Raw genomic sequence first — 16,776 nt, 5'->3', positions numbered from 1 at the left:
TGGATAATGCTTTTATAAATAGCACCTTTTATAAACCACACCTTTTAACAACCGCACTTTTTATAAAATGCACATTGAATCTAGAAACTTGGGCAAAAGTATGAGGTTTGCAACGTTTTTCATGGGGATAAAAAAAAGACCGATAGATACCATCGGTCTTTTTTGATAATTCTTTTTTGCCAATTTTTTATAGCAATGTAGTTTGGAGTAAAAAATTACCGCTCTACTTGACTGACATCACGTACCGCACCTGTATCCGCGCTAGTAGTCATCGCTGCATACGCCCGCAAGGCGGCTGACACTTGGCGCTCACGATTGACAGGTTTCCAAGCTTGGTTGCCACGGTTCACCATCGCTTCTCGGCGTTTTTCCAGTTCGGCAAAATCAACCGCCAAATGAATCGAGCGATTAGGAATATCAATCTCGATGGTATCGCCTTCATAGACCAAACCGATGGTACCACCTTCAGCGGCTTCTGGGCTGACGTGACCGATGGATAAACCCGACGTACCGCCTGAGAAACGACCATCGGTAAGTAGCGCACAGGCTTTACCTAGACCTTTTGATTTTAGGTAAGAGGTCGGATACAACATCTCTTGCATACCCGGACCGCCTTTTGGACCTTCATAGCGAATCACCACGACATCACCTGAGACAATTTGGTCTGCCAAAATGGCAGCCACGGCATCGTCTTGGCTCTCAAACACACGGGCACGACCGGTAAATTTTAGGATGCTGTCATCCACGCCCGCTGTTTTAACGACACAGCCACGTTCAGCGATATTACCAAACAGTACCGCCAAACCACCGTCTTGTGAGTAGGCAAATTCTTTGCTGCGGATACAGCCAGATTCGCGGTTGACATCAAGATTTGACCATTCATTGTTTTGGCTAAAGGCTTGCGTGGTGCGTACCCCACCTGGGGCTGCAATGTAACGCTCACGTGCCTCGGTATTATCAGGATTCATGATATCCCATTGGCTCAGCGCTGCTTTGAGTGAAGCACTATGAACGGTGGGTACATCGGTTTGCAGCAGGTTTGCGCGATCAAGTTCGGCTAAAATTGCCATCACACCCCCAGCGCGGTGCACGTCTTCCATATGGTATTTTTGTGTCGCAGGGGCAACTTTCGATAGACAAGGCACACGCCGGCTTAGACGGTCAATATCCGCCATTTTAAAATCTACTTGGGCTTCATGGGCAGCGGCAAGCAAATGTAGAATCGTGTTGGTTGAGCCACCCATGGCGATATCAAGGCTCATGGCGTTTTCAAATGCCGCTTTGGTCGCAATTGAGCGTGGCAATACGCTGGCGTCATCTTGCTCATAATAACGTTTGGCAAGTGTTACGATACGGCGACCTGCTTCTAAGAATAAATCTTTACGTTTGGCGTGAGTGGCAAGTAGCGAGCCATTACCAGGCAGGGATAAGCCTAAGGCTTCGGTCAAACAGTTCATCGAGTTGGCAGTGAACATACCTGAGCATGAGCCACAAGTTGGGCAAGCAGAGCGCTCGGTTTGTGCCACATCTTCATCACTAATCAAGTCATCTGCCGCATCAATCATGGCGTCGACTAGGTCAAGTTTGCGAATTTTTTCACCCAATTCATTCATCACGGTTTCATGGGTGGTATGTCCATCGCCCAACGTGGATGCCAATACTTTGCCCGCTTCCATTGGACCGCCCGACACAAAAATCGTTGGGATATTGAGGCGCATCGCTGCCATCAGCATACCAGGGGTGATTTTATCGCAGTTGGAGATACAAACCAGCGCATCGGCGCAGTGGGCATTGACCATATACTCCACGCTATCGGCAATTAAATCACGGCTTGGCAAGCTATAGAGCATACCCAAGTGACCCATGGCGATACCATCATCCACCGCAATGGTATTAAATTCTTTGGCAACACCACCTGCCGCTTCAATCTCGCGGGCAACCAGCTGACCCAAGTCTTTTAGGTGTACGTGACCGGGTACAAACTGGGTAAACGAGTTGGCAATCGCGATAATCGGTTTGTTAAAATCCTCATCTGTCATACCGGTTGCACGCCAAAGTGCGCGTGCACCCGCCATATTGCGGCCAGACGTGGAGGTTTTTGAGCGATATTGTGGCATGGTTGTTCCTTATTTCTAACAGTCAATACAAGTGATAAATTTAGCACTTAGTGTACTCTGTCTCGACCAAAAGGGCTAGTCATGGCTCATGATAGATAGTTATAATTGGTTTTAAAGAATGGCATATTAGCCATCCTTATCATTGCTATATCACAGCTATCACTCAGCCGTATCTATCAACAGTATCTAATAAAAACTCATCAAAAGGATTTTATTTTGACCAATCCCACCTTAAGCATTACGGATGTCATCCGACAAAGTCTGGCATTTTTAAGTAAAGATAGCCTAAGCAAACATGATTCAAGCAAATACGATTTAAGCAAAGATAAAAATAACGCCTCAGCAAATCAACCGTTCACTGGGCTGATTATTGGTAATGACACGCAGTCGGTTTTTAGCCAAATTCAAGCCATTGATGAAGCTATTGGTCAAGCCGTGAGCTGGGAAGCGTTTGATTATCAAGCGTTTATCGCGCATCGGTTTGCCAAACGCTATGAGTTGGCAGTGATAATATTATCAAACGATAGCGCTATCGATACCCAAATTATTCAGCGCTGTCGCGACTTGTTTGCCAAGCATTGTTTGGTGGTGCAAAATTTATCCGAGCCGGCAACAGGCGTGGATATGGTGAGCTTTGGCTTTAGCCGATTACATGAGCAGCCGATTGTGGAAAATGACCAAGATCACCATGCAACCAGCTACCAAGTATGGCAATTTAATCTGTTTGACTATAAACATTTGCCAGATTGGTTTAATAGCAAGTTTTGGGCAAACCCTGAATTATGGAATAAATTTCGTTGGTAGCGGTTGTAGACACAACTTTAGACAGTTTGTTTTTTTATCACTTATCTTATAAAAGGTGATTTCTTCAGCTATTCGTTTAATCCAAAAATTAAACTACTTTGAGAATTTCGAGGAAAAGTTGGCTAAATTTACAGTAATACTGTTTACAAAAAGCGCGAGATTGATTTACTCTATCGAAAAGTAACAAACAAAATAGGTAAACGCGTTAAATAATAATTTTTGAGGAAAGACTATGAAATTAACGATACTAAAAGTAGTAAGCGCTGCTGCGATGATGGCAACCATCGCCTTAACAGGGTGTTCTGCCAAACGTACTGGCACGTCTGAAGTGGTGGTTGCGCCGATGGGCGTACCCGGTGGCGTAGGCTACTATAACGGTGGCGCTGTGGTAACAAACTCGACGTCAGTCATCACTGCCGCGGGTGCTAACCCAAATACCGTGTATTTCGGCTTTGATAGCAGTGAAATCGACGCTCAAGGTCAAGCCGTGTTAAATCAACAAGCGCAATTCTTACAAGCCAACCCAAGTGCCCGTGTCGCTATTGCGGGTCACACCGATGAGCGTGGTAGCCGTGAATACAATCTGGCATTGGGTGAGCGCCGTGCCCAAGCCGCCCAAGCCTACTTAGCTACGTCAGGGGTATCAGCTTCACGTATGGAAGCCATCAGCTACGGTGAAGACCAACCTGCCGATCCCGGTCATGACGAATCAGCATGGGCAAAAAACCGCCGTGCAGAAATTTCTTACTAAGTATTATCTACTAAGTATTTGTTACTAAGCATTTCTTAGTGAGTAAAAGACAAAAAAACCTGTTGATTCAACAGGTTTTTTTGTGGTTAAAATCGGTTTATTTGACCAGTTGAACGGTACCATTGGCAGTGACCGTAATGGTGCTATCGCCCGCTTGGAAGTTTTGGTCAGCGACTTTGGCACTGCTGGCTTCTAGCATCATTACACTGCCATACGCGCGCGGTGCACGATAATCGCCCCCTTGACTAAAATCCAACGAGACTAATTGATAGCCTTTTGCGCCCCACACAGGTAGCAGCGTTTGCGCTTGGCGCTGGAAGTTTTTGGAAGCTTCCATCATCAATTCTTGCTCAGTGGCTTTGCGCGCGGCATCAGACACGCTAAAGTCTAATCCATCAACCGTCATAAAACTTTGCAATTCGGCAATCAATTTGCTAGCGGCAACTGTGTCAGTGCTTTTTAAATTCAAGCTTGCACTCCCCGTCCAACCAATGATTTTTTGGTTTTTATCATATTGCGGATAGGTCGCTTGATTGCCCGTACTCACTTGCACTTGTGGGTATTTTTTGGCAATAGCTACCGCTTGGTTCAACGTGGTAGCGATTTGATTAGCCACCTCACTGCTTGATTTGTTTTGCACAGTTTTGCTAAGGGTAGCATTGATTTGGTCATTGCTGACTTTTTTACTTGCAGAGGCAGCAAAGTTAAGCAAGCCATAGTTTAAAGTATTGGTCATTGATGAGTTCGCAGGGGATGGGTTTACAGGGTAGGTAGCGGCTGAAACACTGGTAAAAGGTAATAGCGTCGCCATAGCAAGCAAGCTGGCTGCAATACGTTTGGTCACTGTATGATTGGCATAGCTATTAGTCGCGGTGCTTAAGTGTGTCATAGTGTTTCCTATTGTTTTTTTCCTAGTTTTTTCTAGTGCTTCTTTATATGGGTTGACATGAATCTATTGCTGATTAAACTGCTATTTAGCTCATTCAATATGTTGTTGAATCGGCATTATAAAATATTTTGTAACATTTGTAGCGCAAGAATTGTAGAAAAAGGGTAAGAAATTCGACAAAAATTTACCCAAATGTTGCTTGCTGATGGTTTAGCGTGTGAAAAAGTGAAGTAAATACAAAAATTTGGCGTATATGATAAAAACAATTTGCATTTGGTCGCCAAATTCTCTAGAATACCGCTTCGGTAACCCCATTGGTAGCTTCGCAACTAGCTGCTGTGAACCCCGCCAGGACCGGAAGGTAGCAACGGTAGCAGCCAGCCAGTGTGCCGAAGATGTGCTAGTGGGGTTATCACTTTTTTAAGTAGGTGTTTTTGATGCCTATTTCACTTGGTAAGTTTTTTAATTGCGAAAGAAAACTGACCAATAATGACTCATATACGCTACCTAAACGCTAAGAGCAACGTCAATTTTCCAATTAATCTAGCTTATCCATCTGCCTATATATCAAGCGCGCCATTGTAAGCGCTGATAATCTTCCGATGATAACCTAATATTTAGCATTGTATTTTTTTAAGCATTCTTGTGAATGCCGCGATACGAACTTTTTGATGGTTTTACTGTTTCAAAAGTTTTGATAAGTCTGACAGTAGGTTTTGTCGCTATTTTTATAGCGAAAATAAGTTTTACAGACACGATTACAATGCTTTAAAGCGATTAACACGATATTTGTGATTAATGATAGCTGATAATTTGCCTATTCATTTTGCTTATCCATTTTGAAAGTGCAGTCAGCTTGAGGGCTTTTGCTTGTTGCGTGTTTTCAATCAAGGTTACCACCGACACTTTGATTAACTTATTTTTTAAGGACTTACATGACTGATTTTAATTCAACCACAGATTTTGCTGATAACTCAATCGATAATTTTTTTAGCCATACCCATAGCCATAGCCAAGCCAACAGCAATGAGCCTACTGACAACACCCCAGTTGATGACACAGAAGCAACTGCGACAACGGATGTTGTAGCGACTGATACTGTAGCAACGGATGCGCCAACGTCTGATGGTGCTAACCCTAGCGAAAATGGTTTTACTGCACTAGGTCTTTCAGGTTCATTACTAAAAAGTATTGTGGCAACGGGTTATACCACACCAACGCCTATCCAAGCGCGCGCGATTCCTGCTGCATTAGCGGGCCGTGATTTGCTATTATCAGCACAAACAGGTAGTGGTAAAACTGCTGCGTTTGTATTACCAATTTTGCATCAATTAAGTGAACTACAAGCCAAAGAAAAAGCGGCAGAAAAAACCGCAAGTGGCAAACGTGGTCGCCAACAGCCAAAAGTCGTACAAGCGTTGATTTTGACACCAACGCGTGAGCTGGCTAACCAAGTACAAGACAGTATCCGTCGTTATGGCTCAGCCATGAAAGATTTGTACAGTGTGCCACTTGTGGGTGGTGCGGCATACAGTGGTCAAATTCGCGCGCTAAAAAAAGGCGTACAAATCATCGTGGCGACGCCGGGTCGTTTGCTAGATCATATCAATGCCCAGCGTGTAAATCTTTCTGATTTGACCATGTTGGTACTTGATGAAGCAGACCGTATGCTAGACATGGGTTTTGCCGATGACATCAATGCGATTTTGGAAGCCACACCGGCGCATCGCCAAACCATCATGTCATCTGCGACATGGGATGGTCCAGTCGGTAAAATCGCTGAAAGCTTTACCAAAGATCCTGAGCGTATCAACATCAAAGTTGAAACCGCACACATCGATGAAAAAGTGTACTTCTGTGACAACTTTGACCACAAAAATAAATTATTAGAGCAGCTGATCTGTGACCCAGAGCGTGGTCAAGCGATTATCTTTACCGCGACCAAACGCAGTAGTGAAGAAGTCGCTGAGCGCCTACAACAATGGGAACACAAAGCCTGTTATCTACATGGTGACTTGCCACAAAGCAAACGTAATCGTATCGTCTCAGATCTACGCAGTGGCAAATTTGACATCGTGGTAGCAACAGACGTGGCAGCTCGTGGTCTTGATTTACCCAACATTACCCATGTATTCAACTATGATTTACCGCGCCAAGTAGAAGATTATGTCCATCGTATCGGTCGCTCAGGTCGTGCCGGTCGTACGGGTATTGCCATCAACCTATGTAGCCGCGATGACCGTCGTCAATTTGGCAATATTGCCCGTTACCTAAAACGTGATATCAATGAAGCGCAAGTTGAAGGCTTAGAACCGCGTTTTGTGGAAAAATTTGAAGGTCGTGGTAAACCTAATGGTCGTGATGGTCGCGGTCGTGGTCGCAGCGGCAATGATAGCCGTGGCGGTCGTGATGACCGTGGCAGTCGCTCACAACGTTTTGCTGGTTCAAGCGACAGACCTTCAAGCGAGCGTCGTTTTGCAGACAAGCCACGTTTTGACAACCAAGAACGCTATGGCAAACCAGCGAGCAACGATAGTTCGGCACGTTTTGAAAAACGCGAGCGTTTTGACAAAGCTCACCAGGGCAACAGCGATAGTCGTTATGGGCGTGATGATGCGAGTGCGCCGCGTCGTCATCGTGATTCAGATAACCGTCATGGCAACAGTCAGGGCGATTTTCACCGCGCCGCTAAATCATCGGATAAACCAAATTTTGACCGTGATTCACGCCAAGGCAATCGTGAGCCACGCCAAGGTGAGTATGCAGATCGTCGCCGCGATGATAACCGTAGCTTTAACAAAGATGGCTTTAAAGGCTATCAAGGTGATAAACCACGTTACAACACTGACCGTAACACCAGTGAGCGTCATGGCGAGCGTCCTAACCGCTTTGAAAAAAATGACCGTTTTGGTGACAAACCTTTTGCTAAAAAAACCGACCGCTCTAGCGAGTTTCGTGGCGATGACCGCGCTCGAAAGCCGCGTCCAATCGTAGAAGAAACCTTTGGTCAACCGCTTAAAAAACGTAGCGACAGACCGTATCCGGCAAAAGATGGTCAACGTGCAGGTGATTCACGCTCAAACGGGTTTAAATCTGAGGGTTTCAGAAAATCAGATAAACCATTTGCCGGTAAATCATCAAGATCGGAAGGATTTAAGTCATCGTCTGACCGTTATGCCTCATCAAGCAAGCCATCCGCTAAACCGGCTGGCAAACAAGATGGTTGGGATGCGCCAAAACGTAGCCGTCGCAATAGCACAGGCAAACCGCTATAAGTTTTCGTAAATCTAAAAAAAGCACCTAACTGGGTGCTTTTTTATTGGGTAGCTTATTTTGGCTTGTCATCAAACTGGGCAAATTTTATCCGGCTGTGCAAGTGTTTGTGGGCGTTATGTTATTGGCAAAATTCGCCAACGGTTTGATACAGTTGTTTGCATTGGTCAGGGCACAGATTTTCCATATTCAAAAACGCGTGCGGCATATCCGCAAAATGGATGAGTTGGGATGACGCGCCTGCGGCTTGTAGTACGTCATGATAGCCGATATCTTCATCACGCAGCGGACAATAACCAGCCGTTAGGTGCAGTGTCTTTGGGGCTTGATACGGCGAATGATGTAGTAGGGTGGCCATATCGGTCCAAAACGGTGAGCTCAGCTCACGGTCATCATACGCTGAAAAATAATTGTCAAAATACCAGCGGATTTTGCTGGATTCTAGTAAATAACCCGTGCCATTTTCCTCAATCGAGGGCTGTGACATGGTGTAGTCTAGACTGGCATAAATCAAAATTTGATGGGTGATAGCCAAGTCTGTGCTCACACGGTTGGCAAGCCAATCTTGCACCAAGGTGGCAGTAATCGCCCCGCCAGCGCTATCACCCGCTATGATAAGCTTGCCGTTACAGGCATAACCGACTTGCTGTAGGGTCGTTGTTAAATACGTTAAAATCGCGTGGGCATCATCAATCGCCGCAGGGTAACGATTTTCTGGGGCAAGGCGATATTCGGGCGCTACCACCACACAGCCTGTCGCTTCAGCCAATTTTTTATAGAGTTTATCATACACAGTGACGCTACCTGCCATGCCACCACCGCCATGAAAATACACCATTACCGGCACGTCAGCCATTGTTTGTTCATTTGGTAGCGGGCAGTTGCTCGGTACAAATAGCCTAAGTGGTACGTTATAACCACGAAAATTGCTTGGCGTCACTAGCACCGTATCGATGATTTTTGCCATGTTGGGTGCGTCAGTGACAAATGCGGTTGTCAAATTGGCTAACGCCTCACGTGCGTTGATGGCATTGGGCGTAACCCCTTGCGCTAACAGATATGGAACAATCACTTGATGCAGTTGTGTCAAATACGCTTGCATGGCAGCGGGCATTGGCTGTTTTAAATTCTCCGGCATAATTCAATCCTATTGATTTTAAGGTTAACTTCCACAATGTGCTAAATATTACTGCAATTTTGTCATAGCTGGATAGTCATGTTTTGAAAAATACGGATGTTTTGACAAACAGCCATGTGTTAAAAATATTACACGCTAGGGCGCCAAATTTGGTATTTAAGGGTTTTTAAATACCTTTAATTCACGTGATTGGTTTTGAAGATTACAGCTTAAGGTTAAACTTCTTTTAACAATAAATACCGCGCTTTAGTGCTAGTATAGGCATTTTTATGACTGGCACTACTCTGTAAAAAGGTCACCTATGACGTCTCAACCACAACATGCCACTGGGCATTTGGATTCTTCCAATCATTCCACTGATGCTAATACTCACACACTAATATCCAGTAACTTAACTAGCCGCAAATCAACCCATAGCCAACCGCAAAACCAACCGCCTTCTCAACAACCGCCCTCTCAACAACCGAATGCCAAACCACCGACAATGCCACCCTCATTGATAGTCAAAATCATGATTGGCATGATTGGCGCGTTTGCATTTTTGCAGGTTTATTCGATTCAAGCGATTTTGCCGATTATGATGCAAGCGTTCTCAGCGACCGAAACGCAAGTGGGCATGACAGTTGCGGCGACGGTGATTGCCATTGCCATGATGTCACCGTTTATGGGGATGTTGTCTGATGCCGTGGGTCGTAAAAATATCATTGTGGCATCCATTGCCTTTATGGCAATACCCACGATGATGATTGGGCTGTCTGACTCACTCTCCAGTATCGTTATTTGGCGATTTATGCAAGGGTTGGCGGTACCTGGCATTACAGTGGTGACGATTGCCTATGTCGGGGAAGAATACGCCGGCAAAGAGATGGCAAAAATGATGTCCTACTATGTCTCAGGTACGGTATTTGGGGGATTTTTAGGGCGCTTTATCTTGGGGCATTTAGAAGAGCTTATCGGCTGGGAAAAAGGCTTTATGTTCATGGGCATGTTGACGGTGCTAGGCGCTGCCTTAGTGGCTTGGTTATTACCCGGCTCACGTCATTTTCATGCCAATCCAAATTTTGTATCGGCGCTGCACATGCTAAGTAAACATGTGCGCAACCGTTATGTGGTGACCGCAGGACTGCTTGGCGCGTGCGTGTTGTTTTCATTAGTGGGCTGTTTTACCTATGTCAATTTGCACTTGGCAGATGCCCCCTATCATCTATCGAGTGCTGGGCTTGCTAACATTTTTGCTGTGTATTTGATTGGGGTGGTGGTCACACCGATTGCAAGTAGTTTAATTGCCAAATACGGCGCTGCCCGTATGGTGCGCGTGGCAGTGATGATTTCGATGATGGGCGTGCTGATGACACTGGCTGCGCCTATCTCTTTGGTCATTGTGGCGCTTGCGGTGATGTCAACTGGGGTATTTATTACCCAATCGGCGACCATTACTTATATCGCGGTGAATGTCAAAGAAGGGCGGTCACTGGCGTCAGGTTTATATTATATGGCGTATTACATCGGTGGTAGTATCGGTGCGTGGGCGTGTGGTCTGGCATATGCACAAGGCAAATGGCTATATACAGTCTATACGCTGCTGGCTGTACAAGTCATCGCCTTACTGATTGCGTTTTTTGGGTTAATTAAAATCCCAATCAAAAGATAATCATTCATCACAACAATAAACCCCAATCAATGGGGTTTATTTTTTTAACGGTTATTAAGTGAAAGCATTAAAGCAGTCACATATTAAAATTAGGGTACAAAGCGATCATGGTTGGGATGTTCACCAAATTCTTTACGATATTTGGCTGAAATTTCATCCCAAATTGGCGCATTGTGTACGCCATTGGCGCGCGCATCATAGATCGGATCTTTGCCTTGTTTGACCTGTGCTTCATAATCGCGCAGTGCGGCAAACGCAGGTTTTTGCAAGAATAAGATACCAATGATGTTGAGCCATGCCATCAAACCAACACCCAAGTCACCCAGTGCCCATGCCAAGTCGGCGGTTTTTAAGCAGCTATAAATTACCACAAATAAAATCACTACTTTGAGTACAGGGATTGCCCAATTTAGCTTCATGCTACGATTGAGATAACGGATATTGGTTTCTGCAATATAGTAGTAAGCCATGATGGTAGTGAAGGCAAAGAAGAATAGCGCAATCGCTACAAACACTGAGCCAAAACCTGGCATGATGTTCTCCATCGCAGTTTGAACGTAACCTGGACCTGCGGCAACACCTTTAACCCCTTGATACAAGAAGGCTTCTTTGTTGGCAGGGTCTTGTACGTTGTACATGCCAGTAATGATTAGCATGAAACCTGTCGCCGAACAAACAAATAGCGTATCGACATACACTGAAAACGCTTGTACTAAGCCTTGTTTGGCTGGGTGTGACACCTCAGCGGCTGCCGATGGGTGAGGACCTGTACCTTGACCTGCTTCATTTGAGTAAACGCCACGTTTCACACCCCATTGGATGGCAAGACCCAACACAGCACCAAACGTAGAATCCATACCAAACGCAGAGCGGAAAATCAACGCTAGCACTTCAGGTAACTGACCAATATGCATGATGATGATAACAATCGCCACGATGATGTAGGCAAGTGCCATAAAAGGTACAATTAACTCAGCCGAGGAGGCAATACGTTTGACACCACCAAAGATGATAAAGCCAAGTAGTGCCGCAATTATCGCGGCTGAAACGCTAGGTGCGACACCCAGTGAATTGTTCATCGCTTCAGCAATCGAATTGGCCTGTACGCCTGGTAACAATAAACCACAAGCGGCGATTGCCGATATCGCAAATAATACCGCGTACCATTTTTGCCCTAGCGCTTTTTCAAAATAATAGGCGGGACCACCGATAAAGAAGCCTTTATCATCACGTTCTTTATAAATCTGCGCAAGCGTTGATTCAACGAATGCGGTACTTGCACCCAAGAATGCAACCATCCACATCCAAAATAATGCACCAGGACCACCAAACGTAATCGCCGTTGCCACACCGGCAATATTGCCTGTACCCACACGACCTGCGAGTGACATAGCAAGTGCTTGGAATGAGGACACACCCTGATCCGTGCTTTTGCCGTCCATCAGTAATCGAATCATGCGACCAAAATGGCGCACTTGTAAAAAACGACCACGAATTGAAAAATATAAACCAACCAATAAACATAGATAGATTAATGCGGGACTCCATACCCAATCATTAATCGCATTGACAAAATCTTGCATAACCTTATCTCCCACTACCGTAGAAAGCTAAAATCCCATAGGATTTTTGACTATTTGCCAACTGTTTAATTTATAGAAACGATAATCTATCACCCAATAATAGTTTCTATAAACTTGCTGAATTATTACAGTTTCCTTATCTTATAAGAAAAAATTGGTTTTGCAAATGGTAATGATAAAAATTGGCGATAAATAATGCGATAAAAAGTGATTGACTAACCTGTTTTTACCCCAAACATTTCACCGATAAGGTTGGTAGTAACTAACGCGACAACGCCCCAAATGACCACCCGCACAATGGCAGGGAAAATTTTGGCACCCCCTAAATACGCCGATAACCACCCCAAAACTGCCAATCCTATCAAGGTCACTGTGCCCAAACCGCCAACCAAATATTGTTTTGGTAACAGCCAAATACATAGCACCGGTAACAGCGCCCCTGTGATAAAAGATAAAGCCGATGCCACGGCTGCCTGTAGGGGATTGGCGGATGCGGTATCGGTAAGTCCAATTTCATCGCGTGCGTGCGCTTCTAGGGCATTGTGAGCAGTGAGTGCTACCGCAACATCATGTGCCATAACAGGCGTTAAGCCGCGCTGAACATAAATATGCGTCAGTTCTTTTAGCTCGCGGTCTGAATTGTGCTCAAGTTCATAGGCTTCTTTTGCCAAGTCTGCTTTTTCGGTGTCGGCTTGCGAAGAGACAGAGACATATTCACCCGCTGCCATACTAATTGCGCCAGCAATCAGCGATGCCACCCCTGTCAACAGCAAGGTGTGACTGTCCACTCGCGCTGCCGCAACCCCCATCAATATACTGGCAGTGGAAATCAAACCATCGTTGGCGCCGAGCACGGTTGCGCGTAGCCAGTTGTTGCGATTACTAAAATGCGGTTCATGATGTGCTGAATACATGGTCTTGCCCTCAAAAACAAAAAAATTGACATAAATTAAAAGATAGAGTAAAAGGTAAACATAACAAAACTGGCTTAATAAATTCTTATAATGTGCTTAACAAATAATAGCCTTAACAAGGCTAGATAGTTTTTAGCCAAGTTTTTTATTATGATTGTAGGTTGATAAGTCAGCGTCTTAGTTGGCGTGATAATTGCCAAGCTGCCTCATCGCGCAGCGCATGTGACTGCTTGGCAGACACAGTGGCTTGTCTACCTGTGTTAAGCGATGACCATTCGGGCTTACCACGCGCTTTTTTGAGCAAACTTGGCAATCTATCAACTGACCAAGGCGCGAGCGATTGGTTCGCCATGATGCTATCAGTCGCCGCATGACCGCGATGGCGTAGCGCAGTCAGCAAATCCATCGCTCGAGTCGCCAGTAAGGTCAGGGTAGCAGGGTCTATGTGCAGCCGTTTGACGCCACTGATTTTGTCGGCAATCGCGCTGGTATTTGACAGTAAGCCACCTGCCAAACCACCGAGCGCCGTACCCAGTCCCAGTGACGTGCCAAGGGTGGCGACATCAATACCCAGTCCAATCAGCGCGCCTGCCGCCGCACCGCCTGTGGTACGAATCCCATAACTGGCTAGTACGTCTTTATCAAACGGATCGCGGCGATATTCAGTCAGCTCAAGCGGTGTGGTGGTGACGGTATTGTCATAAAATTTATACAGGTTTAATAGTTCGTCTTGCATACTGCGTTCAGCTTGGCGTACTTTTTCTTGCATTTTTTGTAAGGTAGGCAGCGGATCATCCTCCTCGTGAATGGTTTCAACAAAGGCGGCAACGTTTAATAAAAAATGCGCAATGATAATATTGGCATCATCGTACAAATCATCCCAGTCGGCTTTACGACGCTCAATCAGTTGTTTGATAATTTCAGGTTGTATCAGCATGGTTTCTAAGTTTTGCCACAGTTTGATTTCATCATCAAACTCAAACGCCACTGAGTCAAACCGCGTAGATACATGCAAGTTGCGGCGCGCGAGCATCTGCTGCCATTCATTGATATTGCTATCTTGACCCTTAGTAAAGTTAAATACGGGCATGACGGGGATGGCTGACCATGACAGCACAGTTAACTCATCTTTATATTTGCCGAGCACAGGCTCACGCGCATCAATCACATAGACGGCCATATCACTGGCAATCAGCTGACGAATGACCTTGGCTTCTTGGCTAAACTCGTCTTGTGCAGGTGCACTTGCCAAAAATTGCTGTAACCGCTCCACACCGTCACGGCGGGCGGCGGTATTGTCTTCTAACCAATCAAGTAGCCCTGACGCATCTTCTAGACCGGGCGTGTCATACAGTGCCACCAAGCCTTGACCCGTTTGGCTGTCATTGATCATGGCTTTTTCCACATGACGGGTAGTGGCAGGCGCATTTTTGACTTCGCCAAAGTACATATCACGCAACAAGGTGCGTAGTAGCGAAGTTTTACCGGTATTGGTATGACCCACGATCGCCAATTTTAACGCTTCATTTTCGCCAATGCTGATTTTGCGGCTTGGATAGGGGTTTTGTTCAGCTTGGGCTAATGGATGATTGGTTGGCTGCGTAGCGATATCAGTGCTTGGATGGGTCGCGCTGTCAGTAGCCGTCGCTGGCAAATAATCTTTGGTTAAATCAATTGTCAATTTTTCTTGGGTGGTTATGTCTCTGTTATCCATTATTTTGTTAACCTTTATATATTCAGCGCGAGCTATTTTTGGCAAGTTCTTTTGGCAAGTTCTAGGGCATGGTTGACATGATTGAAGGCAGTTTGGGCCAGTGGATGTGCCAGCCAATCATCAAAACTATGGGCAACATCGTCGGTGTTTTCGCTACTATCTTCTGCCAATTGGTCATAATAATCCAAATAGCCTTCCGCAGTTAAAATCACCCAACCATCACTTACTTCGGATTTTTCTTCCATGGCTGTCAAAGATAGATAAACCCCAAGCATATCAAGCATCAGTAAAATCGCGTCACTGGTGCTGTGTGGATAGCTATCGCCCATAGCAAACATGATGTCATCGAGCGCATTTAGCGCCTGTTCGATGCTATCGGGTTGCCAAGTCTGAGTATTTATGGCGTCAAACAGGGCTTGATAGTAGGGTTTTTCACTGTCGAGTTCATTGTCAAGCCAATCGGCTGGTAAATTTTGCACAAATTGACGCAGTAGATTTTGCACAAAAGCGCTTTGCGCTGCGAGCGTAAGCTGTGCAGCAGTCTGGGCAATGCTATCAATTACATCGGCATAGCTGATTGTGGCATTCATGGTTAATTTTCTCTTACTAGGGCAATTTGGCGTTCTGCCAACGCGGTTTCCCATTGTAGTTGACGGGTTTTGATGGTTTCAATTTCGCTCGGACTCGGCAGGTAGCCTTGATTGGCATCGAGCAGTTGCACAATCATGCCACCTTTTGCCGCGCTTGCGATATTATCGAGTTTTCGCAGGGTGCCACGGTCGGGAAGTGCGAGATTGGAGATACCGACGAGCACTTGAACAGGGTTGCTTTGAAGGTAGGCAATCAGTTTTTCCAAGTCATCACGATCATCGATACGACCAAAGTCTTGCGCCGCCATACCAACGGTTTTGGCATACCATTGCGGGTTGGCTTGCGGGTATTCGAGCAACACGGCAAGTTTGTTGGCTAGGCTGATTTGGGCAGTGGGTGCGATAGGTTTTTGCTCCGTAGGGCTGTCATCGGGGTCAATCACTTTGCGCTGCCAAAAATCGATAATTTTTTGATAGTACGGCTGTTTGATATCAAGTTTCATACGACTTGAGCGTACCATCACCAGACAACATAGCCATGCGAGCAAACGCGGCACGATACCGTACATCAGTAGGCTGCCGATTAATAACATCGCCCAGCGAAACGAAATCATCTGTGGCGTGGTTTCAGGATTCATTTGCGCGGTGATAATATCTTGTGCCGTTGGCGTAGGAAAGCCTACCCAATGGGGGAGCCAAGACATCAGCTTGACCACTTCCACCACGTTGCTGTCTTGTAGTAGGGTTGATTCCCACACAAAATTATAATTTTTCACCAATAACAATAGAATTAATGAGACCAACATCCCCGATAGGCTGGCTAACCAAAACTGGTGGCTGATACGACTGACGTACCATTTGGTGCCAGCGTGATTGAGCTGGTCTTGATATAGCTCGACCGCTGTTTGGGTGACAACATCTTTGCCACGCACTAGGGTTGCCGGGGTAAAAAAAGCACCAAAAAAACTGGGTTTGTTACGCGGTGAGAACAGCATCCAACCGAGCCAAACCAGCAAGATAATGGTATTAAACCCTAATAAACTGGCTAGCACATAAAAAAAGTTCACCACCTGCGCTTGCATCAAGCCAAATAACGCGACAAAGCCTAGAATAAACCACAGTACGGTCAATCCCCAAATCACGCCATTGACGCGGGTGTCAATGATAGTGAGCAACTGCGCAAGTTTGCCATCATTATCAATGCGTGTGGCACGGCGGCGCAATTTGGTCAGCGGTTCGCCCGACTCATGTTGCAGTTTTTCCGTGATAAGGATAGGGTCAGCGGCAAAAATATGCTGTTTTTCTTCTAGCCTGCGCACTAGTTCGGTCAGTTGGTCTTGATTCGCGTACAT

11 protein-coding genes, 1 other RNA gene and 1 pseudogene are annotated in these 16,776 nt (G+C 45.7%); 5 read left to right on the top strand and 8 right to left on the bottom strand.

Features of this window, described 5'->3' with window-relative positions:
* Positions 1–215 precede the first annotated feature (215 nt).
* Complete coding sequence (gene ilvD / locus RTL34_RS05110) at positions 216–2,117, bottom strand: dihydroxy-acid dehydratase (protein WP_312115113.1); 1,902 nt, start codon at positions 2,115–2,117, stop codon at positions 216–218.
* A 216-nt stretch (positions 2,118–2,333) separates the two neighbouring features.
* Here ilvD and RTL34_RS05105 point away from each other — a divergent pair, with 216 nt between their 5' ends.
* Positions 2,334–2,921: a DUF6231 family protein gene (locus RTL34_RS05105; protein ID WP_312115111.1), complete on the top strand. Its 588-nt coding sequence runs from the start codon at positions 2,334–2,336 to the stop codon at positions 2,919–2,921.
* Positions 2,922–3,153: 232 nt separating this feature from the next.
* The gene (pal, locus tag RTL34_RS05100) at positions 3,154–3,672 is read left to right on the top strand and encodes a peptidoglycan-associated lipoprotein Pal (protein ID WP_007115689.1); all 519 of its coding nucleotides are present in this window, start codon (positions 3,154–3,156) and stop codon (positions 3,670–3,672) included.
* Between the two features lie 97 nt (positions 3,673–3,769).
* Here pal and RTL34_RS05095 read toward each other — a convergent pair whose 3' ends face one another.
* Positions 3,770–4,561, bottom strand: a complete 792-nt coding sequence (locus tag RTL34_RS05095) for an SIMPL domain-containing protein (protein WP_312115108.1) — start codon at positions 4,559–4,561, stop codon at positions 3,770–3,772.
* Between the two features lie 312 nt (positions 4,562–4,873).
* Between RTL34_RS05095 and ffs the strand changes: the two genes are divergently transcribed.
* An RNA gene (gene ffs / locus RTL34_RS05090) (signal recognition particle sRNA small type) lies at positions 4,874–4,970 on the top strand.
* Positions 4,971–5,538: 568 nt separating this feature from the next.
* A pseudogene (locus tag RTL34_RS05085) lies at positions 5,539–7,119 on the top strand (DEAD/DEAH box helicase); the annotation flags it as partial.
* A gap of 836 nt (positions 7,120–7,955) precedes the next feature.
* On the opposite strand, the gene RTL34_RS05080 reads toward RTL34_RS05085, so the two are convergent.
* Positions 7,956–8,972 carry an alpha/beta hydrolase gene (locus RTL34_RS05080; protein ID WP_312115106.1) on the bottom strand — a complete coding sequence of 339 codons (1,017 nt, stop codon included), beginning with the start codon at positions 8,970–8,972 and terminating at the stop codon, positions 7,956–7,958.
* A gap of 484 nt (positions 8,973–9,456) precedes the next feature.
* Between RTL34_RS05080 and RTL34_RS05075 the strand changes: the two genes are divergently transcribed.
* Positions 9,457–10,623 carry an MFS transporter gene (locus tag RTL34_RS05075; RefSeq protein ID WP_312115167.1) on the top strand — a complete coding sequence of 389 codons (1,167 nt, stop codon included), beginning with the start codon at positions 9,457–9,459 and terminating at the stop codon, positions 10,621–10,623.
* A gap of 89 nt (positions 10,624–10,712) precedes the next feature.
* Here RTL34_RS05075 and RTL34_RS05070 read toward each other — a convergent pair whose 3' ends face one another.
* The 5 genes from RTL34_RS05070 to RTL34_RS05050 form a co-directional block, all read right to left on the bottom strand.
* Positions 10,713–12,206 carry an alanine/glycine:cation symporter family protein gene (locus tag RTL34_RS05070; protein WP_312115104.1) on the bottom strand — a complete coding sequence of 498 codons (1,494 nt, stop codon included), beginning with the start codon at positions 12,204–12,206 and terminating at the stop codon, positions 10,713–10,715.
* 215 nt (positions 12,207–12,421) lie between these two features.
* The gene (locus RTL34_RS05065; protein WP_312115102.1) at positions 12,422–13,120 is read right to left on the bottom strand and encodes a VIT1/CCC1 transporter family protein; all 699 of its coding nucleotides are present in this window, start codon (positions 13,118–13,120) and stop codon (positions 12,422–12,424) included.
* A 169-nt stretch (positions 13,121–13,289) separates the two neighbouring features.
* Positions 13,290–14,834, bottom strand: coding sequence for a DUF3482 domain-containing protein (locus tag RTL34_RS05060; protein WP_312115100.1), 1,545 nt, complete (start codon positions 14,832–14,834; stop codon positions 13,290–13,292).
* 32 nt (positions 14,835–14,866) lie between these two features.
* Positions 14,867–15,424, bottom strand: coding sequence for a hypothetical protein (locus RTL34_RS05055; RefSeq protein WP_312115098.1), 558 nt, complete (start codon positions 15,422–15,424; stop codon positions 14,867–14,869).
* A 2-nt stretch (positions 15,425–15,426) separates the two neighbouring features.
* Positions 15,427–16,776 (bottom strand): DUF2868 domain-containing protein, encoded by a 1,350-nt coding sequence (locus RTL34_RS05050; RefSeq protein ID WP_312115096.1) that lies wholly within the window; start codon positions 16,774–16,776, stop codon positions 15,427–15,429.

This window comes from Moraxella sp. CTOTU47915, assembly GCF_031986685.1.
Lineage (GTDB): Bacteria > Pseudomonadota > Gammaproteobacteria > Pseudomonadales > Moraxellaceae > Faucicola > Faucicola tetraodonis.
The sequence above is the reverse complement of the archived record's forward strand: the minus strand, read 5'-3'. Positions and strand labels throughout refer to the sequence as shown.